Here is a 24,579-nt window from a genome sequence, read left to right on the forward strand (position 1 = left end):
GACCCCGACGACATCCGGGGACGGGTACCCGGATCTGGTGATGACAGTGTCGACGGCGCAGGGCCCGGCGGCGGACCAGAGCGGCAGGGACGAGCGGATCGGCTTCGTGTTCGGGTCGGCACACGGACTCGATCCGGCGACCCGGGCCGTGTACGGGCGCAGCGACCTGAGGTTGTCCGAACGAACCGACCCGGACTATGACCAGGGCGACTCCCTGGGCGTCGACTCCGTACGCAGCGCGGATCTGGATGGGGACGGTTTCCCCGACTTCGTGACGACGGAGCGCGCCGCCACCGGCCGCTCCGTCACCTATGTGGCGTGGGGGTCGGCGCACGGTCCGACCGGGCGGCCCGCGACGCCACTCGTGCTGCCGCCGGGCGCCCTGGTGGCGGCCGGCGATCCGCTGGCTCGGGGCGACTTCGACGGGGACGGCCACCTCGACCTGGCGATCGGCGGCGGAAGCACCTCGGGACCCGACACGAGTCCGGGTCATGTGCGGATCCTGTTCGGCCCGTTCAGCCGCGCCGGGGCCGCGTCCCGCCTCCGTACGCTCCCCGACTCCAGCGGCATCGATCTGCTCGCGGCGCCCGTCGACGCGACCGACGCGCACCGCGCGACCCCGCTGTATCTGCACCACGACGACGACGGCGAGCAGACCGCCGGGACGCTCTACCTGAACGGCTCGGCCCGTGGCCGCGAGACCCATGTCGGCAACGCCTTCGAGTTCGGTGACTTCGACGGCGACGGCACACAGGACCTGGCGGTCAGCGACAGCGGCTCCCGCAACGACGCGGTCGAACCCGAATTCCGGGACGAGGCGTCGCAGGCCTTCGGCGGATGGTTCCTGTACCCGGGCGCGGGCGCCGCACCCGTGCGGCACGAGGAGCGGGGCCTGGGCGGCACCCCGTACCTCGCGATGGACCCGGACGGCGACAGCCGCGATGGATACCTGGCCGGTTCCTGGGCGACCCTCACGTACGTGGACGGGGAGCGCCGCACCCCTGTGGCGCGCCGGATGCCCGCCCGGGTGGACGGCCAGAAGGTCTCGAAGCACTCGCGGTACGCGATGCCCGTCACCGCGGCGGACTTCGACAGGGACGGCCGACAGGAACTGGTCCTCGTCTGCTCCCCGGACCCGGGGAGCAGCGGGGTCTCCTACTGGTGGGTGACGGACGTCGCGGCGCGGCACGACCTGATGTCCTTTTCCACGCGCGACTTCGCCCCTTAGGTGCCGAACCCCGTACATGCCAAACCCGTGCCAACTCCCGGCAGATACGGCCGAGTTCGCGGATGTGGGTCCGGTAGTCGACCACGTCCGTCGCGTATACCGTCACCCGCGCCAGGTCCGTCGGCGTGCCGCAGCGCGGTGAGCAGGTCGTGGCGGCGCCGGTGAACTGGTCGGGGGGAGCTCGGGCGGGTTGACCCGTTCCCTGGCACCCCTCATGAGGCTCGGCTTTCCAGTAGGCGCAGGTGAGAACCGAAGCGTTCGCTGCCCTCGACTGCAACAGTTAGCCCGGGCGCGATCTCGGTGAGGGCGCGGTCCGGCACGTGCACTGCCTTGTCCTTGAACTGCCTGGTCGCCATGGTTGTGCCGTTGCCTTCCACGCGGGGAAGAGCGGCGCGCGGCGTTGGCGGTCGTACGTGGTTCGGCCACCGTCATTTCGCGTGAAGCGGGCGTACGTCCGCATGCTGCAGCGACGTCACGGCGTTGTCGTCGCTGTGGGGGAGCGCGACGGACAGGTCTTCGGCGGGCGGCTGGTCACGGAGCAAGTGTGCGTCGCGGTGCTGGCGTAGCACTGGGCCGAGTCGGCCGTGGCGACCTGCACCACGACGACGGTGCGGGTCGTGTTCTTGAAAGCTGCTGATGAGCTGGTACGGAGCCTGGCGATCGGCTTCATGAGGCGGGCAGCCGGCGTCTGTCCCAGACGCTGGTGAGTGTGGTGGCAGGGTCGGGGTGGGCAGGGCCGCAGGGCCACCAATCGCCGTCGGCGAGCTGCTCGTAGGGGTACCAGCGAGTGTCGGGGCCGTACCGGAGTTGGAGGCCGGTGTGGTCGACGGTCAGACGGTTGCGCCAGGTGCGCAGCCGGGGCGCGGCGGTGTCGTCGTCGCGGATCTCGGTCAGGGTGCGCGTGAGGGTGGTGCGGGCTGCGGTCATGACAGCGGGAGAGGGGGTGTTGGGCTGCTCGGCGGTGGTGACGCCGTCGGGTCCGCCATGACGCCAGGCGCGCACGAGTCGGGCGAATTCATTCGGGCGCAGCCCGGTGCCAACCTGGAGGCCGTGGAACCACTCGACGTCTTGGTGAGCGGCGGCCAGGCGCACGGCGTCCTGACGCTGCGTGAGGTGCAGAACTGTCGTGTCGCCGGTGAGCAGGTGGGCGGCGCGGGTGGCGGTGTCTGCAGCGAGCCGGTGCAAGCCCTCTGCCGACAGGCCCAAGGACGGTGGAGGGTCCGTCGGGAGGCGAGGGATCAGGCCGGTGGTGTGCTGGGGCGGTTTGGGCAGCGTGGGCGGTTGGATCTTCCAGCCGGCATACGCCGCTGCCGCGACGATGCCCGAGAGGGCAGGAGGTGTGCTGTCGGGCGCGGGCCGGGGGATGCGGCGACGCCGCAGTTCGGAGAAGACCTTCTCCTTCGTACGCCCGCGCAGGGTGAAGATGACGAAGGGGTCGGTGTCGATGCCGGCGGCGATGGCGTAACACAGGGCGGCGGCATGCTTGCAGGGGTAGCCCCAGTCGGGGCAGGAACAGTCGGGGTCCAGCTCGGTGGGCAGCGGCAGCAGGGGCACGCCCGCGGTGCGCGCATCGTCGGTGAGCCCTTGGGGCATTTCGCCTTCGAGTAGCGCGGCGGTGTGGCCGGCGCGGGCGGCGATCCCGTCAAGGAGCGTGTCCCACTGGGAGTTCGTGAGGGTAGGGACGCGGACCGAGGTGCGGTAGGGGTGGTGCTCGCTGCCTTCTACCCGGCCCTTGATGATGCCCGCTGAGATGGTGACTTCGAGGACCATGCCCTTGCGGGCGTAGGTGCGGCCGCGGGAGAGCCGGCCCGCGTCGAGGGTGGAGTCCTCCAGGGCGGTGACCCAGGCCTGGCCCCACCAGGTGGTGGCGAAGGCGCGTTTGCCGCGGGTGGGAGTGCGGCGCGGCGTGGTGCTCATGAGCGCCGGGCCAGGGTGACGAGTTCGGCGAGTTCGTCGTCGCCGAGTTCAGTGAGGGCCGCTCCGCCGGAGCCGATCACGGACTGGGCGAGGGCCCGCTTGGATGCCAGAAGCCTGGCCACTTTGTCCTCCACGGTTCCCTCGGTGATCAGGCGGTGTACTTGGACGGGGCGGTCCTGGCCGATGCGGTAGGCGCGGTCGGTGGCCTGGTCCTCGACGGCCGGGTTCCACCAGCGGTCGTAGTGCACGACATGGGTGGCGCGGGTGAGGTTGAGGCCGGTCCCGGCGGCCTTGAGGGACAGCAGGAACACGGGGGCTGTGCCGGACTGGAAGGCGGCGACCACCTCCTCGCGGCGGGCCACCGGGGTGCCGCCGTGCAGGAACAGGGGCGTCAGCCCCCGCTCGGCCAGGTGGCGTTCGATCAGCCGTCCCATCCCCACGTACTGGGTGAAGACCAGGGCGGACTCGCCCTCGGCGGTGATGGTGGCCAGCAGTTCGTCGAGGAGTTCGAGCTTTCCGGAGCGGCCGGAGTCCAGTGGCCCGCTCTGGCGCAGGTACTGGGCGGGGTGGTTGCAGATCTGCTTGAGCGCGGTGAGGAGCTTGAGTACGAGGCCGCGGCGGGCGATGCCGTCGCTGTCACGGATCGCGTCCATGGTTTCGCGCACCACGGCCTCGTACAGGCTGGTCTGCTCCGTGGACAGGGACACAATCCGGTCAGTCTCGGTCTTGGGCGGCAGCTCGGGCGCGATGTGGGGGTCGGACTTGTGGCGGCGCAGTAGGAAGGGGCGCACCAGGCGGCCCAGGCGTTCGGCGGCTTCTGGATCCGTGCCGGACTCGACGGGGCGGGCGTGGCGCTCGCGGAAGGCGGGCAGCGGGCCGAGCAGGCCGGGGGTGGTCCAGTCGAGGATCGCCCACAGCTCGGAGAGGTTGTTCTCGACCGGGGTGCCGGTCAGGGCGACGCGGGCGCGGGCGGGCAGGGCGCGCAGTTCACGGGCGGTGGCGCTGTAGGGGTTCTTGGCGTGCTGTGCCTCGTCGGCGGCGATCAACGACCAGTCGATGTCGGCGAGTTGCTTGCGGTCGCGGCGCAGTACCCCGTAAGTGACCAGGACGATCTCGTCGCGCTTCAGGCTGTCGAGGTGGCGGTCGGCGCCGTGGAAACGGCGTACCGGCGTGCCCGGCGCGAACCGGGAGGCCTCGCGTTCCCAGTTGCCCAGCAACGAGGTGGGGCAAGCCACCAGGGTGGGGCCGACGGTGGCCGGGTGCTCCTGCCGGTGCAGGTGGAGGGCGAGCAGGGTGATGGTCTTGCCCAGGCCCATGTCATCGGCGAGGCAGCCGCCCAGACCCAGTTCGCACATGTCGGCCAGCCAGGCCAGGCCGCGCAGTTGGTAGGCGCGCAGGGTGGCTTTCAACGCGGTGGGCTGGAGTACCGGTTCACGGACCTGCGGGTCGCGGATGCGGTCGACGAGCGCAGCGAGCGCCCCGGTGGCCTGCACGGGAACGTGTTCGCCGTCCGCTTCCGCCTCGCCGGACAGGGCGCTGGTGAGCGCCTCCATGGGGGAGAGCGGCTCCATCCGTCGGCGCTTCGCACGTGCGACGAGCTTCGGGTCGGCGATCACCCACTGGTCGCGCAGCCGGACCAGCGGGCGGCGTGCCTCGGCCAAGGTGTCCATCTCCGCCTCGGTCAGCGGATCGCCGCCGAGCGCGAGCTGCCAGCGGAAGTCGAGCAGGCTGCCCGCGTCAAGGAGCGCGGGCGCGGCAGAGCCAGGTGCGCCCGGTGCACCTATCTCCGCTCGCGCGGTGAGGGCCTTGACCAGCTCGCGCGGCCAGTGCACGTCCATCCCGGCGCCGCGCAGGGCATCGGTGGCATCTCCGAACAGGTCGAGTGCCTCGTTGTCGTCCAACGACAGCCGCTCGGGCGCGGCCTCCTCGAGGAGCCGCCCAAGCGGCGGCCAGGCGCGGGCACCACGGCGCAGCGCAAGCAACGTCTCGGTCTCCGCACGCGGCCCTAACTGCCGCTGCACGGCGGCCGGATCGGCCCACAGGTCGGCGGCCTCGACGACCAGAGCGGGGTTGTCGGCGGTATGCAGCTGCACCACGGCCCCAAAACGCTGCCGCCGTCCGGCAGGTGGTTCGACGCGCAGACTGACGGTGACCTTCGCCGACAGAGCCGTGTCGGTCTCTTCCGCCCACTCCCGCAGTGCGGGGACCGGACGTGCCTCCCGCCGGGCGTAGGGGAGGCGGCCGAGGGCCAGCGGGGCGGCCGGGGTGCGGGCCAGCGCGTCAGCGACGGCGTCGGCGAAGTCCCGGATCAGCGCCGCCGGTTCGACGATCTGCAAGGGCGAGGTGCCGGCCAGCGGCAGGCAGTGGGCGTACGGCGGGAACGCGGCAGCGAGCTCATCGACGGCCCGGCGCCATGTGGCTCCGTACGGACCGATCCGCCAGACGTCGTACGCGGAGTCGGTGAGCGCCGGATACAGCCGTCCTTCGGCCAGCATGCTCAGGGTCAGACGGGCGGCTGCCGCCCAGGCGGCTGTGGACGGATGCATCGTTACGGCGCCCGACAACGCGGTAACGGCCACGGCGGGAGGGACAGCGTACGAGCCGACGGTACGGCGGCGCACCGAGCGGAGGTGCGGCAGCACCAACTCGACCTGCCCCGCCTCGATATCATCCGGCAGTGGCGAGAGCGGTACGGCGGCATCCGGAGGCTGCCACAGGTGCAGACGGCCAAGGCGGTCCGGCTCACCGGGCACGAACACCGCGGCCCAGCCCCCGTCCAGCACATCCCGTACCCAGTCCGCGAATTCCGGTGGGGCGAGCGGCTCCAACGCCGGACTCTGCTTGCTGGGAGCCGACACGATCATGCGGGCCATGCCAGGCCGCCCTCCCCATTACGGTGACCACCGCCTGCGACGACATACGACAGCCTGACTACAGCACGACGAATCGGCACCGGCAAACTCTGCCCAAAGCTGCACGACCGTCAGACACGGCAGGGCCAGCGCGGCGCACTCACCCGGTGTTCCCGTGCGGGGCCGACGCGCCTGACCGTCACGCAGCCTCCTGTCGCTGCCTGGCAGGTATGCCGAAGAGCCGTGGCCGCCGCAAGTCCTCGAAGCCCTCACCGAAGAAGCCCGTACGCTGCTCGCCACTGCCCCCGCGCCTATCTGACCAACTGATGTGCGACGCCCGCCGGATGACCGGCGGCGAAATCGACGGCCGGGGGTGGTGTCGTCTTGCGGTCAGGCGGCGAGCGAGTGCCACAGCGACACGGAAGGCAGCCGAGGGGAAGTTCCCCGCTCCCGGACCTGTCGATGAGTGGGCGTCATGCGGCGGACGGCTCCGTCCACTCGCCGGACTTCCCGGCCTGGGGCACGGCGCGGCCCAGGCCGCGCCGTCGGTCCGCCAGTAGTCCTGCCGCCTCGTCGGTTATCCGTGATCCACTTTTTCGCTGCATTGCGCATCTTGCCAAGGTGATGGTCACAGGGCGGTGCACTCCGCCCAGATGGTCTTGCCGGCGAGGGTGTGACGCGTGCCCCACCGTTGGGCCATCTGGGCGATCATGAACAGTCCGCGGCCACTCTCGTCGGTGTCGGCTGCCTGGCGCAGGTGGGGTGAGGTGCTGCTGGCGTCCGAGACCTCGCAGATGAGCGAGGTCGACCGGATGAGGCGCAGTTGGATGGGGGCGTGGGCGTAGCGGATGGCGTTGGTGACCAGTTCGCTGACGACGAGTTCGGCGGTGAAGGCGAGTTCGTCCAGTTCCCAGGCGGTGAGCTGGCTGGTGGTCAGGCTGCGGGCCTGGCCGACGATGGCGGGGTCGAGGGGCAGGTCCCAGGTGGCGACGCGGTCGGGCCCGAGGGCGTGCGTGCGGGCGAGGAGGAGCACGGCGTCGTCCGCGCCGCCGTCGGCGGGCAGCATGGTGTCGAGGATGGTGTCGCACATGTGCGACAGGTCGCTGTCGGGGCGGGCGAGGGCCCGGCGGAGTCTGTCCAGCCCGGCGTCGATGTCGCCGCGGCCGCTCGTGCCGCGCAGCAGCCCGTCGGTGTACAGAGCCAGGATGCTTCCCTCGGTCAGCTCGACATCCGTGGTTTGGAAGGGCATACCGCCGAGGCCGAGGGGCGGACCGGACGGCAGGTCGAGCAGTCGTTCCCTGCCGGACGGCTCGACGATCAGCGGGGGAGGGTGGGCGGCGCAGGCGAGGGTGCAGCGGTGGGAGACCGGATCGTAGACGGCGTACAGACAGCTGCCGCCGATGCCCGCGGTGGGTGCTCCGGGGGTGTCCTCGCCGTCGGCGGCCTGGCTGACGATGCCGTCGAGCTGGATGAGTAGTTCATCGGGTGAGAGGTCCTGCTGGGCGAGGGCGCGGACCGCGGTGCGCAGTCGCCCCGCCTCGGCCACGGCGTGGATGCCGCGGCCGGGCACGTCGCCCACGATGAGGCCTACGCGGGCCCCGGAGAGGGGGATGATGTCGAACCAGTCGCCCGCGACGCCGGTGCGGCCGCCGGCGGGCAGGTAGCGGTGGGCGGTGGTCGCGGCGCTGAGCTGGGGCGTGGTGACCTGGAGCAGGCGGCGCTGGAGGGTAAGTGCGGCGTCGCGTTCGCGGGTGTAGCGGCGGGCGTTGTCCACGCACACCGCCGCGCGGGCCACGACCTCCCCGGCCACGGTCAGATCGTCGGCGTCGAAGGGGTCGGGGCGCTGCCACCGGTAGAAGTGGGCGACGCCGAGGGTGACATCCCGGGCGCGCAGCGGGACGACCATCACCGAGTGGACTCCGGCAGTGGCCATCTTCCCGGCACGGTGCCGGTCGTGGGCCACCCAGTCCTCCGAGCCTTCCAGGGTCGGCAGGAGCACGGCCTCGCCCGTGGCCATGGCATGGGCCTGCGGTGTGGCCGGATGGAAGGTGATCAGCGCGCCGGGCACATAGCTCGCCTCCGGGGCATTCTCATGGACCGAGCGGATGGCCGCGCGGTGCAGTACGGCCCCGCCGCCGATGGGGCCCGGGACGTACTCCTCACCGAGTGCGATGCCCTGCAGCAGGTCGACGGCGATGAAGTCGGCAAGCCGGGGGACGGCCACCGCGGCGAGTTCGACAGCGGTACGGGTGACGTCGAGGGTGGTGCCGATTTCCGTACTGGCGTCGTTGAGCACCACCAGCCGGTCGCGGGCCCGGTTGCGCTCGGTGACCTCCACGATGGCGGAGGCCACGCCCAGAACCGTGCCGCCCGGGTTCACCAGGCGGAAGGAGGTGCTGCTCCACTCCCTCCTCCACCCCTGTAGCGCGGGCACGGGAGCGCCGTGCTCCTGGGTGACCGGCTCCCCGGTCTCCAGCACCCTGCGAAGTCTCGCCTCCATACGGTCGGCCTCGGGCCCTGGGAAGAGTTCACTCAGGCGCCGCCCGAGTGTGTCCTTCCGCGGGATGCCATGGATCTCCTGGAGCGCGTCGTTGATCCGGAGGAACCGCAACCGGGGGTCGTAAACCGCGAGCCCGACCGGTGCCTGCTCGAACAGCCCGTCCACCACGGCCCGGTCGGTGTCCCAGCGACGAATCTCTGCCGCCTCGATGAAGATCGCGAACCAGTCACTGCCGCTTTCGGTGACGACCGGCCAGGCCCGTACCAAAAGGTCCACGCCGCGCCCGTCGCGGTGCCGGGCGGTCAGCTCACCGCGCACACTCTCGCCGGTCCTGCAGCTGCGTACTGCAGCGGCCGCCTTCGGGCGGTCCGCGCCGGCCGCCAGCAGCTCGACCGCAGGCAGCCCGATCACCGCGTCCGCGTTGTACCCGAGCAGTTCCGGTGCCGAGCCGCCCCAGGCCGTGATCACACCGCAGCGGTCCATGGCCGCCGTGCCGGCGAACCGGTCCGGGAAGTGCGCCGCATGGTGCTCCACCCTGACAGCCTCCATTCACGGTCACGGTTCCCGCAACCGCGCGCCAGTGCGCTGAGGCCATGCCGTTCACCAGAGCGCGGACGGAACCACCTGTGACAGCGGTCGGCCGGACCGCCCAAGGCTCGTGGGGCCGCGGGTCACGGTCGTAGGCGCAGGTGAGAACCGAAGCGTTCGCCGCCCTCGACTGCAACGGTTTTCCTGGGCGCGATCTCGGTCACGCCCGCGTCACCCACATCAAGGACCCGTGACGCGGTGAACCCTGATGCCGATGTTGCTGACGCCACCGCTCGTCCTGCTCAGGTGGCCGGGTGGCGGACGGCGACGAGCCGTCGGCACGCTCAGGGCAGCCGGACTCCGGTGAGGCGGCTCAGCTCGTCGAGCAAGGCGTCCTGGAAGCCGGCGTCGGAAACCGCCGGGACCGGTTCCCGTCGGCGCCGGTGGAACCAGTAGCCGCCGCTGACGGATGCCTCTGGTTCGTCGCTCTGCGCCAGCCAGACCTGCGTCGTGTGGCCGAGCGTGAGGTCGTCCGACGCGCTCGGCCCGCCCATCCGGGTGGGCACCCAACCCGGATCGACGACGTTGCTGAGCACGTCCGGCCACCGCCGGGCCACCGCGAAGGCGAGCGTGGCGACGAGGAGTTTGCTGTCGCTGTACGCCTGGACGCCGCTCCATCGCCGTGACGTCCAGTCGAGGTCGTCCAGGGACGCGGTGCCGTCGCTGAGCATGCCGCTGCTGATGTAGACCAGTCGGTCGGAACGCTCGATCTTGGCGGTCAGCACGTAGGGAGCGAGAACGTTCACGGCCAGCGTGCGCGGGTGGCCTTCGGAGGTGGCGACACGCTCGGAGTCGATATAGATGCCCGCGTTGTGGATGACGGTGTCCATCCGGCCGAGCGCGTTGACCTGCTCGGCGAGAGCGTGCGTCTGCTTGGCATCGGAGAGATCACCGACGACCACTCCGAACGCGCGGTCCGCGAGGGCGCCCAGGTCCGTCGCCCGTGACGGGTTGCGCGCGTGCAGGACGACCTCATGCCCGTCGTCAAGGAGATCCAGGGCGGCCGCCTTGCCGAGCCCTTCGGTGGATCCGGTGATGAAGATGCGTGCCATGCGCGGTCACTGCTTCCGTGTGAAGTAACCGTGGCGGCACACGGTCGACGCGTGGGAGCCGAGGACCGACAGCGGGTGTGCCCCCAGCGTGCGTGCCGGACACGGTACGGGCGACTCGGGCGACGTCTGGCTGGCTCTGCTCATGAGTTGTGGCTTTCTGGCTCAGCTTCCGTGCAGGAGCGGGGCTTCCGGCCGCGCCCGGCTCCCGGTTCCTTTTCGGAGGCGCCTGGACGAGGTCGGGAAACTCCTCGGTCAGTACGTGGCATCCGGCATCGACCTTGGCCCTGACCATGGGATATTCCTCGAACATGTCGCAGATGCCTTCGGTTTCGATGCTGTCTCAGCGCGTGGCTTCGGTGTTGAGCAGGACGACGTTGCGGTCGGGGGTGAGCAGGTGCTCGGTGCCCTCGGCGTCCTTCAGGTGCTGCAAGGCAGCCAGCGAGGCCGCACCGCACGGGCCGGAGTCGATGCCGGCCTCGGCCAGGCGCACGCTGGCCTTGGCCGCCTCGGCGTCGGTCACCCAGATGCCGCCGTCCAAGGTTGAGAGCAGATCGGGGAACGCGAGCGACGAGGGGGTGCCGCAGTTGAGGCCGGCCATCGTCGTTGTGCTCGTCCGCGTGGTGACCGAGCGGCCGGCGGCGAGGCTGGCCGCGATGCAGGGCGCCGCCTCCGGCTCGACGGTGACCGCCCGCCAACCGGGGTTGCGCTGACAGTGCAGGGCCGCCGCGTGGGCGAGCGAGCCCACCCCGGCCGGGACCACCAGCAGCGCCGAGGTGCCGCCGAGCTGCGCCAGGGCCTCCTCGAAGAGGGTCGCGTAGCCGTCGACGATCCACTGGGGCACCGTCTCGTAGCCGGGCCAGGAGGTGTCTTGCACCAGGAGGAGATCGCCGGTGGAGTCCTCGCAGAGGCCGGCGGCCGCCTGCACCGTGGCGTCGTAGTCGTCGGCGAGCACGCGCACGTCGGCGTCCTCGTCGCGGATGGCCTGGATCGCGGCCTCCGAGACGACGTCAGGGATCAGCACCATCGCGTCGAGCCCCAGGTATGACGCCATTCGTGCCACTGCGCGACCGTGGTTGCCGTCGGTGGCGGTGACCAGCGTTGCTGGCGCGTTGCCCTCGATCCGCGCGCGGAGCGCCTGGAGCGTCGGCTGCTCGGGCTCGCCGTAGCGCGCCGCCAGCGCGCGGTAGGCCGCCCAGGACGCGCCGAGCATCTTGAAGGCGGGCAGGCCCAGCCGGGACGACTCGTCCTTGACCGCGACCCGGGCGACGCCGAGGTCGGCGGCCACCGACGGCAGGTCATGGAGCGGCGTGACGGCGTAGGACGGCAGGTGCCGGTGGAAGGACATCCGGGCAGGCCCGGACGGGTCGGGGGCCGGCCGGTGGGGAGCGCCGCCGCTGCGAAGCCGGTTCGGTGTCCACCGGGCCGGGGTCGGGGGCAGGGCGCCGGATGCCGCGCCGGGAACGGATGACAGGGATGCAGATGAATCGGTCACGGGAACGAAGTTAGGCAGTCCGGAGCCAAACGATAAGCATCGGATTGTGGAATCGACCCGGCATGATTGGTGCCGATTGGGATTAGGGTGGGCGAATGCTGGAGATGCGGCGGGTCCGCCTGTTGGTGGAGCTGGAGCGGCGGGGCAGCCTCGCCGCGGTGGGCGAGGCGCTGCACCTGAGCGCGTCGGGGGTCTCGGCGCATGTCAGCCGGCTCGAGCGCGAGGTCGGCACGCCCCTGGTCACCCAGGTGGGGCGTGGTCTGCGGCTGACCGAGGCGGGCGCTCGGCTGGCCGAGCACGGCCGACGACTCCTCGCGGACATGGAGCAGGCGGAAGCCGACCTGCGCGAGCTCTCCGGCCAGGTGGCCGGCACACTGCGGCTGGCCTCCTTCCAGAGCGCAGCCCTGCTTCTGCTGCCGCAGGTGCTGGGGAACCAGGAGTCCCACGCGGGGCTGCGGATCGAGCTCGTCCAGGCAGAGCCGGAGCGTGCGGTGCCCGCCCTGCTCGCCGGCGACTTCGACCTCGTCGTGGCCGAGGAGTATCCCGGCGTGCAGCCGTGGATCCCGGCCGAGACCCACCGGCACGAGCTCGGTCACGACCCCCTGTCCGCCGTCGTGGCCGAATCGCTCCTCGAAGGTCGCGCGCTCAGTGTCGAGGGGGGACGGATCCCGTGGGTGATGGAGGCACGGGGGAGCGCGTCGCGGGAGTGGGCGGAACTCACCTGCCGCCGGATGGGCTTCGAGCCGGACGTGCGCTACGAGAGCGACGACCTTCTGGTCCACCTGGAGCTCATCCAACGCGGGCTCGCCGCCGGCATGCTGCCGGCCATCGTCGCCGCCCGTGCCCGCGACGACTTGCGGTGGCTGCCCACCGGTGCAGCGCGGACCCTGTTGACTCTGACCCGCCTCGGAACCGAGCGGCTCCCTTCACTACGGCTGGTCCGGGGGGAGCTGCGGTCGGCCTTCCGGGCCCTGCATTCGGCAGTTCCAGTGCTGGATTGAGTGCACTCCCTGATGCTGTTCCTAGACGCTTCCATCGGTTCATACTCGGCCTCGTAAGGCAGTGCAGTTGGCCGCAGCACAGGACCGAAATGGGAGATCACCAATGGCTCAGGTAGCGCTCACGACCGACATCGGCGAAGGCTACGGCCGGTGGGAGCTGGCCGATGACGAGGCGCTGCTCGACGTCGTCACGGCCGCCAACATCGCGTGCGGCTTCCATGGCGGCGACCCCGGCACCATGCGCCGCACCTGCAAGCTGTCGGTGGCCAACGGCGTCGCCATCGGGGCCCAGGTCAGCTATCGCGACCTCCACGGCTTCGGGCGCCGGTTCATCGCCTACGACCGGCAGGAGCTGACCGACGACCTGCTTTACCAGATGGGCGCCCTCGAGGTCTTCGCCCGCACCGCCGGCGACAAGATCAACTACGTCCGCGCCCACGGCGCCCTCTACAACGCAGCCGCCACCGTGACCGAGCACGCGCAGGCCATCGTCGACGCCACACGCGAGTACAACGCGGACCTGCCACTGCTCGCCCAGGTCGGCACCGAGACCTGGCGCCTGGGGCAGGAGGCCGGGCTCAACATGGTCGCGGAGGCGTTCGTCGACCGTGCCTACACCCCGCAGGGACTGCTGGTTCCGCGCACCGAGCCCGACGCCATGCTTTCCGACCCGGCCCAGGCCTCCGCCCGCGCGGTCGAGATGGTCACGCAAGGCGAGATCACCGCGATCGACGGCAGCCGAATCCCGATCCGTGCCGAGGCGATCCTGGTGCACTGCGACACCGCCGGCTCCGCCGAAATCGCCCGAGCGACCCGCAAGGCCCTCGAGGCGGCAGGCGTCGATCTGGTTCGCCTCGGCTGATGCGGGTTGCCGCAGTGCCGATGACGCCCACACTTCGTCCCTGCGGTGACACGGGGCTTCTGCTCGAGCTGCCGGACAACCGCCTGGTGCACGCCTACGCCGCCGCCGTGCGGGCGGCGCAGGTCGCGGGCGTCGTCGACATCGTCCCCGCCCTCGACACCCTGCTCGTCCTGATCGACCCCCGATCGGGCTCGATGGCGCACGTCGAGGCCCGGCTGCGTGAGATCAACGTGCCCGACGCCGCCGAGGAGTCGCCGCGCGTGGTCGAGCTGCCCGTCCGGTACGAGGGCGAGGACCTCGCCTGGGTCGCCGAGCATTGCGGCATGGAAGAGCGGGAGGTGGTCGAGGCCCACACCTCGACCCCCTGGCGGGTCGGGTTCTGCGGCTTCGCACCGGGGTTCGCCTACCTCGTCGGCGGGGACCCGCGGCTGCACGTTCCGCGGCGGGCGGAGTCGCGGGTTGCCGTACCCGCCGGCGCGGTCGCGTTGGGCGGCCAGTTCTCGGCCGTCTACCCCCGGCGCTCTCCGGGCGGATGGCAGCTGCTGGGGTACACCGACGCCCAGATGTGGGACACCAGCGCCGAGCAGCCGTCACTGCTGATGCCCGGCGACCAGGTCGTCTTCCGGGAGGTCGCGCCGTGAGCAGCCTCGCGCAGCTCCGCCCGCCCGGCCGGCTGACGGTGGTCGAGCCCGGCATGCTGTCGCTCGTCCAGGACCGCGGCCGCCCTGGCTACGCTCACCTCGGCGTCGGGCGCGCCGGCGCCGCGGACCTCGCGGCGATGATCCTGGCAAACCGGATCCTCGGCAACGACGAGTCGGCTCCCGTCGTCGAGGTGACCAATGGCGGGCTGGCCTTCACCTGCGATGCCCCGTCCTTCGTGGCTGTCACCGGTGCCCCGTTGCCGGTCAAGGTCGGCGCCTGGCGGCGGTGGACCCACGAGGTCCTGTCTGTGGCCGCCGGCGAGGTCGTCGCGCTGGGCATGCCGCGTCACGGCCTGCGCAGCTATGTCGCCGTGCGTGGGGGCATCTGCGTGCCACCGGTCCTCGGGTCGTGCTCGACCGACCGCCTCTCGGGCCTGGGGCCCGAGCTGTTGCGGGCCGGCGCCACACTCGGCATCGGGCCCGCCCAGGGCCGACTGCCGGTCGCCGACCTCGTGGTCGCGCCACCGCCTCCCGACCCGGCCGAGGACGTCCGGCTGCCGGTCCGGCTGGGGCCGCGGGCGGACTGGTTCGAGCCGGAGGCACTGCGGACCCTGCTCAAGACCCGCTTCGAGGTCACGCCGGATTCAGACCGGGTCGGCGTCCGGCTCGCCGGGCCGACACTGCCGCGGCGGATCCTCTCCGAGCTCACCAGTGAGGGCGTGGTCGAGGGGTCACTGCAGGCGCCGCCCGGTGGGCGGCTCACTCTCTTCGGACCCGACCACCCTGTGACCGGCGGTTATCCCGTGATCGCCGTCGTCCGGGAGCGGGCGATGCCCGTTGTCGCCCAGTTGCGCCCCGGCCAGGGCGTGCGGTTCGTACGCGGATGAGGACGTGCCGACATGACCGATCTGGTCGAGCCGGCGCTCCGACTCCGACCGGTGGGCCAGTACGACTTCGGCACGGCCGCGGCCGTCGTCGTCCGCTACGGCCGGAGCACGAGCGGTGGGGGGATCGGCGAGGTGCTCTACGAGGCCCCGACACAGGGGTGGTCCGCCGCCAGGCCGCTGCGCGGCACGGCCAGGACCTTGGGTTCACCGAGGCCGTCGCCGCCTGCTCGCTGCCGGCGGGCCGTCGGCCGGCGTGATCCCGGGGGCGTCGTGCTCGACAACGGCGCGACCGTCGAGGTCCTTGCCCCGTCCGCGGGCGGCCGGCGATGGCTGCGAGGAGTGGGTGGGTCTTCCGTGATCTTCCGTGAGCACGTTCCGGCCGACGCCCGGCGTTCGTATCTGGTGACAAGGAAAGCGGCGATCCTATGTCACTCGATGTCATGTCCCTGGTGATCTCTGCCGCATAACGTGTCGCCCGAGCGGGCCTCCCAGCCGCACATGCCCAGCTCATGACCGGCCCAAGACAAGGGAGCACATCATGTCCGTCAGGTTCGGACTGGCGATCGAGAACTTCACCTCGGCGGAGAGGGCCCCCGACCTCCAGCACCTCGTTGAGTACAGCAAGCGCGCCGAGGAGCTCGGCTACACCTCGCTGTGGGCCTGGGACCATCTCTTCCTGGGCAGTAAGCAGCCCTTCCCGCAGCTCGAGGCGCTGACCACCCTCGCAGTTCTCGCCGCGAACACCTCCACCGTGACGCTCGGCACGGGCATCCTGGTGTTGCCGATCCGCGACCCTGCGCTGCTGGCCAAGACCGCCGCAACCATCCAGGACTTCTCGCACGGGCGGCTGTGCCTGGGCGTCGCCGCCGGCTGGTACGAGCGGGAGTTCGACGCGACGGGCACACAGTTCAAGGGTCGCGGCCAGATCTTCGAGCGGACGCTGGAGATCTGCAAGCAGCTGTGGACCGAGGACGAGGTCACCGGCGACTGGGACGACCTGTCCTTCCGCCGGGTGCGCATGCTGCCGAAGCCGCAGCCTCGCCCCGGTCTGCTCATCGGCGGATACGTCGACCGGGTGCTGCGCCGGGTGGCGACTCTGGGCGACGGGTGGCTGACCTACTTCTACACGCCGGAGGCGTTCACGGCGTCCTGGGCCAAGATCCGTCAGTACGCCGAGGAGGCCGGCCGCAACCCCGACGAGCTGCGCAACGTCTCCCAGCTGCCGCTGTGCATCGGTGAGTCCAAGGAGGCCGCGCTGGCGCGGTCCGGCCCGTGGCTGGCGTCCTACTTCGACACCCCGGCCTGGAGCGACGCCACGCCCGACAGCGCGATCGTCGGCACTCCGGAGCAGTGCGCCGAGCAGCTCCAGCAGCACATCGAAGCCGGAGTACAGGAGATCTGCCTGATCCCGCACGGCTACGAGCAGGAGCAGGTCGAGCGGTTCGCCGCCGAGGTCATGCCGCTGCTCGGCGCGGGAGCGTCGGTGCTCGCGGCCGCGGCACGAGGAGCGCAGTCGTGACCCTGCTGTCAGCCGCGGGCCCGGACACGGTGGGGGCCCGGGAGGAGCTCGAGCGACGCGCCCGGCCCCGGGTCGACAAGGTCGTTTCGGCGCGGGATGCCATCCGCGAGTACGTCGCCGACGGCGACGTGATTGCCGTCGGGGGAACCAACCACGCCCGTACGCCGATGGCGCTGCTGATCGAGGTGCTCCGCCAAGGGCGCCGCGGGCTCTCGCTTGCCCGGCCGCTGACGTGCTTCGAGGCGGAGCTCTTCATAGCCACAGGGATGGCCGACCGGTTGATCACCAGCTGGGTGGGCATCGGCCACGGCTGGGGCCTGGCCAAGGTGCTCAGGGAGTACGCCGAGTCCGGCCGGGTCGTCTACGAGGAGTGGAGCCACCTCGGCCTCGGCCTGCGCTACAAGGCCGGCGGCATGGGCATCCCGTTCCTGCCGTCGTACTCGATGATGGGATCCGACATCGGACACCGGCGCAATGTCGAAGAGGTCACCTGTCCGTACACCGGGCAGTCCCTCAACGCGGTACCGAGCCTCAACCCCGATGTCGCGCTGATCCACGTCCAGCGCTGCGACGTCTACGGCAACGCCCAGATCGACGGCTACGAGCTCATGGACGCCGACATCGCGCGCGCCGCCCGACGTGTCGTCATCTCCACCGAGGAGATCGTCAGCACGGAGGTCATACAGCGGGACCCGTCGCGCACCGTCATCCCGGCATTCGCCGTCGACGCAGTGGTGCACCAGCCCATGGGCGCCTACCCGCACGAATGCTACGGGCGCTATCTCGCCGACGAGGACGCATTCCGGGACTACGCCGAACGGATCCGCGCACACGGTGCCGCGGGCGCCCGAGAGTACGTCATGAACCTCGTCCAGCACCCGGACCACGACGGCTTCATCAGCTCGGTGCCGTCGGAGCGACTCGACAACCTTGTGCTGGGCGCGAAGGGAATGATGCCGCGATGAGCACCACGAACGACCCGGTCGCGAACGATGCGCAGCCGCTGCGGCCGTCACCGTCCGAAGTGATGACGGTCGCCGCGAGCCGCCTCCTCGAGGACCACAAGGTGATGTTCGCGGGGATCGGGCAGCCGCTGGTCGCCGCGGCATTGGCCCGTCGGCGCCAGGCGCCCAACCTGACCGTCGTTCTCGAGGGCGGCATGATCGGTATTCACCTCATGCCGGGCGAACTGCCCGACTCGACCAACGAGATGCGCGCCGCGGTCGGCGCCGAGATGGTTACCTCCGCGACCGACATCTTCCTCCTGGCTCAGCGCGGATTCTTCGACTACGGCTTCGTCGGTGTCGCCCAGGTCGACATGTACGGCAACGTCAACACCTCCGTGATCGGCGACCACGACAGACCGTCCATCCGTCTGCCCGGTCCGGGCGGTGGCAACGACATCGCGTCCCTGTGCAACCAGACAGTCATCGTGACCAACCATGAGCCACGGCGCTTCGTGGAGAAGGTCGACTTCGTCACCAGTCCCGGGCACCTGACCGGCGGTGACAGCAGGCGATCTGCTGGCCTGAGACACGGAGGACCGCGCTGGGTCGTCACGGACCTGGCCTGCATGGACTTCGACGAGGAAACCCGTCGGATGCGGGTGTGCCACCTGCAGCCGGGGGTGACGCTGGCTCAGGTTCGTGCAGCCACCGGTTTCGAGCTGCTCGTCGCCGATGAGGTCACCACGCTCGAGCCGGTCACCGAGGGCGAGCTCTCCGTGCTGCGCCGGCTCACCGGCGACCTGGCCGCCGACGCCCGGCTGGACGTGCCCACCAAGAACGGAGCTCTCCTGTGAGCACACAGCCCAGTCTCCGGCAGGCTCACGGTGACCGCACGCAGCCCACTTCCTTCGAGTATCAGCGTGCCGACTCCTGGGACGAGGCAGTCGAGTTGCTGCGGATCTGGCAGAGCGAGGCGAAGATCATTGCCGGCGGCCAGAGCCTGGTCCCGATGATGAACCTGCGGCTGACGCTGCCGGCCGCGTTGATCGACATCAACGGCATCGGCGACCAAGGCGGGCCGCGGATCGAGAGCTCGGCCGAGGCACCGGTGCTGGTCATCCCCGCGCTGACCCGTCACGCCACGGTCCTGACCTCTCCGGTCGTTGCGGAGCACGCGCCCCTGCTGCAGCACGCGGTACGCCTGGTCGGCAACGTGAGGGTCCGCAACCGCGGCACGATCGGCGGCAGCGTGGCCCACGCCGACCCGACCGGCGAGATCCCGTGCAGCGTGCTGGCGCTCGGGGGCGTCGTGCGGATGCAGAGCCCGCGCGGCGTACGCGACGTCCCGATCACGGAGTTCTTCCGCACCTACCTGACGACGGCTGCCGAGGACGACGAGGTGGTCACCGAGATCCGCATCCCGAGCTCCGCGGGAGAGCCGTGGGCCTTCGACGAGGTGACGCGGCGGTTCTCCGACTTCGCGACCGTCGCGGTCGCGGTGCAGGCCAGGGCCGGCCGGCCGACCGTCGTACTGGGCGGCGTCGCTGACCGGCCGCTCCGGGTCGCCGATGACCTCGTCGCCGGCGTCGACGTCCGCGACGAGGCAGGGCTCAACAGCGCGGCCGGCGCCGTTGCCGACAGCGTGAACCCCGAGGGCGATGTCCACGCCAGTGCGGACTACCGTCGCCGGCTCGTGCGCGTCCTCGTCCGACGGGCCCTCACCACGGCGCTCGCGCCCCAGGACAAGGGAGTAGGCGCATGATGCGCACACAGGTCCGGCTTCTCGTCAACGGTGAGGAGCACGATCTCTGGATCCGCACTGACCGCACCCTGCTCAATGCCCTGCACGATGACATCGGCCTGCCCGACGTGCGCTACGGCTGCAACGAAGGGGTCTGCGGCACCTGCACGGTGCTGATCGACGGTCAGCCCACCAGCGCCTGCCTGATGTTCGCAGTTCAGGCCGAGGGACACGAGGTCACGACGCTGCACGGTCTGGCGGATCCCGCCGCTGAGCTGCACCCCCTGCAGAAGTGCTTCCTGGAGCGGGGCGGCGCCCAGTGCGGCTTCTGCACGCCGGGGATGCTGCTGACCGCGGCGGCGATGAAGGAGCGCACACCCGACGCCTCCCGCGACGACATCCGCTACGAGCTGGTGGGCAACCTGTGCCGCTGCACCGGCTACACCGCGATCGTCGACTCGGTCGAGGCATGGATGCATGGCGAACACTGCGCAGACGCTGGGGAGCAGGCATGACCGAGACGGCCAGGCGCAAGACCGCAACCCGCGAGAAGAAGCAGGCGGCCGAGGAGCCCTCCTTCAACATCGTCGGCACCTCGCCGGGACACCACGACTTCGTGGACAAAGTGCGCGGGACGCTGCACTACGCGGCTGACTGGAAGCTCCCGGGGATGCTCCACGGGAAGATCGTGCGGTCCGAGATGGCCTCGGCCCGGATCGTCACGATCGACGTGAGCGCGGCGCGAAAGCTCGACGGCGTGGTCGCGGTGCTCACCGCTGAGGACGTGCCGCACAACGAGATCGTCGAACACGCCAGCGGCGGCCTCGGCGAGCTGATCGTCGCCCAGCCGGTGCTGGCGACCGACCGGGTGCGCTACGTCGGCGAGCCGATCGTGATCATCGCCGCGGTCGACCAGGAGACGGTCGACGAGGCGGCCGACCTCGTCCACATCGAGTACGAGCCCCTCCCCGGGGTGTTCTCGCCCCACGACGCGATGCGCGACGACGCACCGCTGGTGCACGACGCCGGCAACGTCCTGGTCAACTGGCGTCTGGAGCGCGGCGACGTCGCCGCGGCCTTCGCCGCTGCCGACGTCGTCGTCGAGAACACCTACCAGACCCAGCGCGTCGAGCATGCGTACCTCGAGACCGAGGCCGGCGTCGGGTGGATCGAGAACGACGTCGTCACGCTCCGGGTATCCACGCAGGTCATCGAGCACGCCACCGAGATCGCCCAGATCATCGGTCTGCCGCACAACAAGGTGCGGGTCATCGCGTCGTACATGGGCGGCGGGTTCGGCGGCAAGGAGGACATGACCGTCGAGCCCTACCTCGGCCTCCTGGTATGGAAGACGCGGAAGCCGGTGCGCATGGTGTGGACCCGTCAGGAGTCACTGATGGCCAGCACGAAGCGGCACCCGTTCACGATGCACTACCGCACGGCGGCGACGCGGGAGGGCCGCATCCTGGCGATGGAGGCCGACATCGTCGGCGACGCCGGCGCCTACCCCTGCCTGAGTGCGCGCATCCTCTTCGCCGGTGCGGCGCTGTCGACCGGGCCCTACAAGGTCCCGGCACTGCGGACGCGCTCCCGAGCTGTGTTCACCAACAACGTGCCGACGAGCGCCTTCCGCGGCTTCGGCGCGATGCAGGTCGTGCTCGGCTACGAGTCCCAGCTCGACCAGCTGGCCGACGCCGTCGGCGTGAGCCGCACCGTGATCCGGGACCTGAACTATGTCGAGAAGGGTGACGTGATCACCTCCGGCGAGCCGATCACCACGGCGGTCGCGGTGACCGAGACCCGCGAGAAGGCGCTGGCCCGACTCGGCCCGCCGAGCCCACCGTCCGGGCCCGGCAAGGTCGTTGGCCAGGGCTTCGGCAACAGCATGCAGCCTTACGGCCGCACCATCTGGTTCCGCGACCACGCCTCGGCGTGGGTGACGCTCCAGGCGGACGGAACGCTGTTGATCCGCAGCGGTGTTACCGACCTCGGGGCCGGCCAGGCCGCGAGCCTGTGCCAGATTGCGGCCGAAGTGCTGGGCGTGCCGCTGGAGGCCATCAGCGTCTACATCGGCGACACCGCGCTCAACCCGCCGGCCGGCGGCACCTTCGCGACCCGACAGCTGTACATGTCGGGCAACGCCATCCTGAGGGCCAGTGGCGCGCTGCGCGACCAGCTGGCGCCGGTGGCGGCAACCCTGCTCAGCGCGGAGCCGGACACGCTGATCTGGAAGGACGGCAAGGTCACCACGGCCACGGGCACGAGCGAAGTCACTCTCGCCGACGTGGCCCGCGCCGCTCAGGACGCCGCGGTCGACACGTCCGTGCTCTACACCTGGCGGGCGCCCGCGGGCCGGTTCGATCCCGAAGTCGGCCAGGGCGGCACCTTTCCCGACTACACCTTCGGCACCCACGCGGCCGAGGTGGAGGTCGACCTGGAGACCGGCGCGGTGCAACTCACGAAGTACGCCGCCTGCCACGACGTCGGCCGGGCGATCAATCCGGTGCGTGCGACGGGGCAGATCCAAGGAGGCGCGATGCAGGGGATCGGCTACGCACTCACCGAGGAGTGCGTGCTCGTCGACGGCAACCCGTTCTCGAACCTGTTCGCCAACTACCTGATCCCGTGCTCGATGGACGTGCCGGACGTGCAGGTCGATCTGGTCGAGAGCGGCGAGGGTCGCGGGCCGTTCAACGCCCGGGGCATCGGCGAGCCGCCCATCGGGCCGCCTGCCGCGGCCATCGCGAGCGCGATCGAGAACGCGATCGGCCGCCGGCCGACCACCCTTCCGATCACTCCCGAGCGTGTCCTCGCGCTGCTTGACGACAAGCGCGCCGAGGGATCGACTTCGAACGCTGAGGAGGCGTTGGGACGATGAAACTTCACCACACCACGACGGTGCAGGCCAGCCCCGCGGAGGTTTGGCAGTTCCTCCAGGACACCCGAGCGGTCGTCGCCTGCCTGCCGGGCGCGGAGCTCACCGACGAGCTCGAGAACGACCGGTACGGCGGCGTCCTCCGCATCGCCATCGGACCGCTGAAGATGAACTACAACGGCGAGGTCGACGTGCTCCGGCGCGATGCCCAGACCCGCGAACTGGAGTTCGCGGCGTCGGGACGCGACCGCCGCGGCGGAGGATCGGTCCGGGCCGACGTGCGTGTAGGGGTCGCGAACGCCGGGAACGGAACGAGCCAGCTGGAGTCGGTGACCGACCTGCAGCTGACCGGACGGATCGCCGCGCTCGGACGCGGGGTCCAGGATGTCTCCAACACGATGTTCATCGACTTCTCCCGTCGTCTCGCCGACCGCATCGCCACCGGAACGGCCGAGGTCGGGCAGGTCCACGCCGCCACCGCGACGGCTACCTCCCAGAGTTCGGGACCCGCGCCGGGCAGCGCGGCGCCGGTCGCGCGGCAGGCAGACCGCCAGGCCTCGGTCTCCAGCGAGATCAAGCTCACGCAGCTGGTCGTGAGTGTGGCTCGGCAGAGACTCGCCGACATGTTCGCGCGCTGGAGCGAGAGACTGCGCCCATAAAGGAGGCGACTCAGATCGTCGGGTGGGGGCCACAGCAGGCTGCCGCAGCGGCTCCCACCCGGCTTCGGCCTGCCCCGAAAACTAGATGTCGTCGATCCCCGGTTCCAACTACCTCTGATTCGTGGATGCGATCGTCGGCATCTGGCGAATCTGGAGGGCGACGAACACCTTCACCGCGGTCGCCGTACTGCTGCTGAAGGGGCCGAGGAGGCGCTCAAGTTTGGCGAGCCGATAACGAAGGGTGTTGTAGTGGTAGTGCAGGTGCCGCGCGGTCTCGGCCATGTTCATGTTGAACTCGACCAGTGTCTCAAGGGTTTTGAGGAGTTCGTTTCGCTCCTGCTCAGGAAGCTTGGTCAGAGGGCCCAGAACCTCGTCGACGAAGGTCTGCAACTCGGTCTCCTCGACCTGGGCGAGCAGCTTGAAGAGCCCCAGATCGTCGTACGCGGCGACAGCGTCCGGGCCGCCGATTTTCCGACCGACGCGTAGGGCGGAACGTGCCTCCTGGTAGGCAGCGGGAATACCCAGCGGTCCGCGGTGCACGCGGCTCACGCCGACGGCGTACTCGCCGCGGACGAACTGGGCGACCTCGGCCTGAACGGAGCGAACCGCCGTGGGAGCTCCATGCTCGGCGCCGATGACAGCCACGAGTTCGGCGCCGAGGCCGGCGGCCGCCGCCTTGCGGTCCTTGCTGTGCACGGCCGAGATCCAGAACTCGAGGGCACGCTCGTTCGCGAGGCGTTTCTGGGCGGTGGTGCCGTGGTCGTCGGCGCCGTCCTTGCTGCTGACCAGGACGACGACGTCGCGATCGAGGTCCCAGCCGAACCCGAAGCCGCGCGCGGCCGAGTCCGCGATCTCGGACTCGGCGCCCGTCATCAACTCGTAGAGCGCGTTGGAGGAGAACTGCCGCTCTATCGCGCTTACGGCCAGGTCGCGGGTGAACTCGAGCGCGGCGATGACGGCAGCCTGGTCGACGGCCACCTGGTCGAACTCGCCGAAGGCGCGGCTGGTTTCGATGGCGACGACGAAGCCGTGCTGGAGGGAGCCGGCGCGGATCGGCCGGATCAGCCAGCCCTGTTCGCCCTCGTTCCCGCCGGCCGCGCCGCCGCGGAGCCGCTGGACGATCAGGCGGCCGTCGCGGACCAGGTCCAGCTCGTCGGCTCGGGAGACGTCGCCGATCTGGGCCCGAACGATGCCGTGCTGGTCGCTGATGAACACCCCCGCGTCACCGAGCAGGTGGGAGAGCTTGCCAGCGAGCTGGTTCAGACCGCCACCGGAGAGCGTCACCGAGAGGAACGACTGGTGGAGTTCGTGCGCGCGCTCCAGCGCCGCGGCCTGCCGGTTCACGATCGTTGAGAAGGCGTGGCTGAGGATGTCGTCGAACCTGATGTGCTGCGGGATCAGGACCAACGGGAGCCCGAGTTCCTCGGCGGTGGCGACGGCCGTCGTACTGAGGTCAGGCAGGTATCGGTCGATTTTGACCCCGATGCCGGCGAGCCCGAGCCGACGCAGGCCGCGCAGCAGCTCCGCCTGGCCGGCGTCGTCGCGGGGCAGGGGATACCCGGTGGCCAGCAAGAACTCATCGGACTTCACCCACGGCCCGATGTCCGGCACGGTCATGACGTTCAGTGCGCAGATGTTGTGGTCGAGGCCCTGACGGCCGGCGACCAGCTCGGCCCCTGCCATCACCTCGTGGCCCAACAACTCGCCTACGGTGAGGGCCTGTCCGAAGTCGCCCGATGGCGCGCTCCCGATCATGCGCCGCAGTTTAGGGGTAAGAGCCAAAAGATGCACAAGATATTCGTAACGATGGCCATTCTC

General features: G+C 70.6%; 19 protein-coding genes and 1 pseudogene. 13 read left to right on the forward strand and 7 right to left on the reverse strand.

What is annotated here, in order from left to right:
• Window positions 1-40 precede the first annotated feature (40 nt).
• A complete protein-coding gene (locus ACWFR4_RS42665; RefSeq protein WP_453656873.1) occupies window positions 41-1,228 on the forward strand; it encodes an FG-GAP repeat domain-containing protein in 1,188 nt (395 codons plus the stop codon).
• A gap of 28 nt (window positions 1,229-1,256) precedes the next feature.
• Here the strand turns inward: ACWFR4_RS42665 and ACWFR4_RS42670 are convergent.
• The 6 genes and pseudogenes from ACWFR4_RS42670 to ACWFR4_RS42695 form a co-directional block, all read right to left on the reverse strand.
• A pseudogene (locus tag ACWFR4_RS42670) lies at window positions 1,257-1,403 on the reverse strand (RidA family protein); the annotation flags it as partial.
• A gap of 491 nt (window positions 1,404-1,894) precedes the next feature.
• A complete protein-coding gene (locus tag ACWFR4_RS42675) occupies window positions 1,895-3,145 on the reverse strand; it encodes an SWIM zinc finger family protein (protein ID WP_453656874.1) in 1,251 nt (416 codons plus the stop codon).
• On the reverse strand, window positions 3,142-6,018 hold the full coding sequence (locus ACWFR4_RS42680) for a DEAD/DEAH box helicase (protein ID WP_453656875.1): 2,877 nt from the start codon (window positions 6,016-6,018) through the stop codon (window positions 3,142-3,144). Before ACWFR4_RS42680 ends, ACWFR4_RS42675 begins: the two co-directional genes overlap by 4 nt.
• A 607-nt stretch (window positions 6,019-6,625) precedes the next feature.
• On the reverse strand, window positions 6,626-9,031 hold the full coding sequence (locus ACWFR4_RS42685; RefSeq protein WP_453656876.1) for a SpoIIE family protein phosphatase: 2,406 nt from the start codon (window positions 9,029-9,031) through the stop codon (window positions 6,626-6,628).
• A 338-nt stretch (window positions 9,032-9,369) separates the two neighbouring features.
• Complete coding sequence (locus tag ACWFR4_RS42690) at window positions 9,370-10,137, reverse strand: SDR family NAD(P)-dependent oxidoreductase (RefSeq protein ID WP_453656877.1); 768 nt, start codon at window positions 10,135-10,137, stop codon at window positions 9,370-9,372.
• Between the two features lie 340 nt (window positions 10,138-10,477).
• Window positions 10,478-11,629: a pyridoxal-phosphate dependent enzyme gene (locus ACWFR4_RS42695; protein WP_453656878.1), complete on the reverse strand. Its 1,152-nt coding sequence runs from the start codon at window positions 11,627-11,629 to the stop codon at window positions 10,478-10,480.
• A gap of 95 nt (window positions 11,630-11,724) precedes the next feature.
• Here ACWFR4_RS42695 and ACWFR4_RS42700 point away from each other — a divergent pair, with 95 nt between their 5' ends.
• From ACWFR4_RS42700 to ACWFR4_RS42755, 12 genes are all read left to right on the forward strand, one after another.
• Window positions 11,725-12,630: a LysR family transcriptional regulator gene (locus tag ACWFR4_RS42700; protein WP_453656879.1), complete on the forward strand. Its 906-nt coding sequence runs from the start codon at window positions 11,725-11,727 to the stop codon at window positions 12,628-12,630.
• Window positions 12,631-12,733: 103 nt separating this feature from the next.
• Window positions 12,734-13,492, forward strand: a complete 759-nt coding sequence (locus ACWFR4_RS42705; RefSeq protein WP_453656880.1) for a LamB/YcsF family protein — start codon at window positions 12,734-12,736, stop codon at window positions 13,490-13,492.
• Window positions 13,493-13,512: 20 nt separating this feature from the next.
• Window positions 13,513-14,133 (forward strand): 5-oxoprolinase subunit PxpB, encoded by a 621-nt coding sequence (gene pxpB / locus ACWFR4_RS42710; RefSeq protein ID WP_453656881.1) that lies wholly within the window; start codon window positions 13,513-13,515, stop codon window positions 14,131-14,133.
• Window positions 14,130-15,020 (forward strand): 5-oxoprolinase subunit C family protein, encoded by an 891-nt coding sequence (locus tag ACWFR4_RS42715; RefSeq protein ID WP_453656882.1) that lies wholly within the window; start codon window positions 14,130-14,132, stop codon window positions 15,018-15,020. The genes pxpB and ACWFR4_RS42715 overlap by 4 nt, the downstream gene beginning before the upstream one ends.
• 12 nt (window positions 15,021-15,032) lie before the next feature.
• Window positions 15,033-15,473 carry a hypothetical protein gene (locus tag ACWFR4_RS42720; RefSeq protein ID WP_453656883.1) on the forward strand — a complete coding sequence of 147 codons (441 nt, stop codon included), beginning with the start codon at window positions 15,033-15,035 and terminating at the stop codon, window positions 15,471-15,473.
• An 85-nt stretch (window positions 15,474-15,558) separates the two neighbouring features.
• Window positions 15,559-16,539 (forward strand): LLM class flavin-dependent oxidoreductase, encoded by a 981-nt coding sequence (locus ACWFR4_RS42725; RefSeq protein ID WP_453469630.1) that lies wholly within the window; start codon window positions 15,559-15,561, stop codon window positions 16,537-16,539.
• Window positions 16,536-17,504 (forward strand): CoA transferase subunit A, encoded by a 969-nt coding sequence (locus tag ACWFR4_RS42730; RefSeq protein WP_453656884.1) that lies wholly within the window; start codon window positions 16,536-16,538, stop codon window positions 17,502-17,504. The genes ACWFR4_RS42725 and ACWFR4_RS42730 overlap by 4 nt, the downstream gene beginning before the upstream one ends.
• Entirely contained in the window at window positions 17,501-18,340 is an 840-nt protein-coding gene (locus ACWFR4_RS42735) for a CoA-transferase subunit beta (RefSeq protein WP_453656885.1), read from the forward strand. Before ACWFR4_RS42730 ends, ACWFR4_RS42735 begins: the two co-directional genes overlap by 4 nt.
• A complete protein-coding gene (locus ACWFR4_RS42740; RefSeq protein ID WP_453469622.1) occupies window positions 18,337-19,248 on the forward strand; it encodes an FAD binding domain-containing protein in 912 nt (303 codons plus the stop codon). Before ACWFR4_RS42735 ends, ACWFR4_RS42740 begins: the two co-directional genes overlap by 4 nt.
• Window positions 19,245-19,742 carry a (2Fe-2S)-binding protein gene (locus ACWFR4_RS42745; protein ID WP_453656886.1) on the forward strand — a complete coding sequence of 166 codons (498 nt, stop codon included), beginning with the start codon at window positions 19,245-19,247 and terminating at the stop codon, window positions 19,740-19,742. The genes ACWFR4_RS42740 and ACWFR4_RS42745 overlap by 4 nt, the downstream gene beginning before the upstream one ends.
• Window positions 19,739-22,105, forward strand: coding sequence for a xanthine dehydrogenase family protein molybdopterin-binding subunit (locus ACWFR4_RS42750; protein WP_453656887.1), 2,367 nt, complete (start codon window positions 19,739-19,741; stop codon window positions 22,103-22,105). The genes ACWFR4_RS42745 and ACWFR4_RS42750 overlap by 4 nt, the downstream gene beginning before the upstream one ends.
• On the forward strand, window positions 22,102-22,761 hold the full coding sequence (locus ACWFR4_RS42755; protein WP_453656888.1) for an SRPBCC family protein: 660 nt from the start codon (window positions 22,102-22,104) through the stop codon (window positions 22,759-22,761). The genes ACWFR4_RS42750 and ACWFR4_RS42755 overlap by 4 nt, the downstream gene beginning before the upstream one ends.
• Before the next feature lie 108 nt (window positions 22,762-22,869).
• On the opposite strand, the gene ACWFR4_RS42760 is transcribed toward ACWFR4_RS42755, so the two are convergent.
• Window positions 22,870-24,516, reverse strand: coding sequence for a PucR family transcriptional regulator (locus ACWFR4_RS42760; RefSeq protein WP_453656889.1), 1,647 nt, complete (start codon window positions 24,514-24,516; stop codon window positions 22,870-22,872).
• Between the last annotated feature and the right edge of the window lie 63 nt (window positions 24,517-24,579).

Source organism: Streptomyces sp. NPDC055140 (genome assembly GCF_053607285.1).

Bases quoted from the DNA above. Each gene is read 5' to 3' on its own strand.
- ACWFR4_RS42735 (WP_453656885.1), top strand. From the start codon at position 17,501: ATGAGCACCACGAACGACCCGGTCGCGAACGATGCGCAGCCGCTGCGG.
- ACWFR4_RS42720 (WP_453656883.1), top strand. From the start codon at position 15,033: ATGACCGATCTGGTCGAGCCGGCGCTCCGACTCCGACCGGTGGGCCAG.
- ACWFR4_RS42680 (WP_453656875.1), bottom strand. From the start codon at position 6,018: ATGGCCCGCATGATCGTGTCGGCTCCCAGCAAGCAGAGTCCGGCGTTG.
- ACWFR4_RS42705 (WP_453656880.1), top strand. From the start codon at position 12,734: ATGGCTCAGGTAGCGCTCACGACCGACATCGGCGAAGGCTACGGCCGG.
- pxpB (WP_453656881.1), top strand. From the start codon at position 13,513: ATGACGCCCACACTTCGTCCCTGCGGTGACACGGGGCTTCTGCTCGAG.
- ACWFR4_RS42745 (WP_453656886.1), top strand. From the start codon at position 19,245: ATGATGCGCACACAGGTCCGGCTTCTCGTCAACGGTGAGGAGCACGAT.
- ACWFR4_RS42760 (WP_453656889.1), bottom strand. From the start codon at position 24,516: ATGATCGGGAGCGCGCCATCGGGCGACTTCGGACAGGCCCTCACCGTA.
- ACWFR4_RS42665 (WP_453656873.1), top strand. From the start codon at position 41: ATGACAGTGTCGACGGCGCAGGGCCCGGCGGCGGACCAGAGCGGCAGG.
- ACWFR4_RS42675 (WP_453656874.1), bottom strand. From the start codon at position 3,145: ATGAGCACCACGCCGCGCCGCACTCCCACCCGCGGCAAACGCGCCTTC.
- ACWFR4_RS42725 (WP_453469630.1), top strand. From the start codon at position 15,559: ATGTCCGTCAGGTTCGGACTGGCGATCGAGAACTTCACCTCGGCGGAG.
- ACWFR4_RS42690 (WP_453656877.1), bottom strand. From the start codon at position 10,137: ATGGCACGCATCTTCATCACCGGATCCACCGAAGGGCTCGGCAAGGCG.
- ACWFR4_RS42750 (WP_453656887.1), top strand. From the start codon at position 19,739: ATGACCGAGACGGCCAGGCGCAAGACCGCAACCCGCGAGAAGAAGCAG.
- ACWFR4_RS42755 (WP_453656888.1), top strand. From the start codon at position 22,102: ATGAAACTTCACCACACCACGACGGTGCAGGCCAGCCCCGCGGAGGTT.
- ACWFR4_RS42700 (WP_453656879.1), top strand. From the start codon at position 11,725: ATGCTGGAGATGCGGCGGGTCCGCCTGTTGGTGGAGCTGGAGCGGCGG.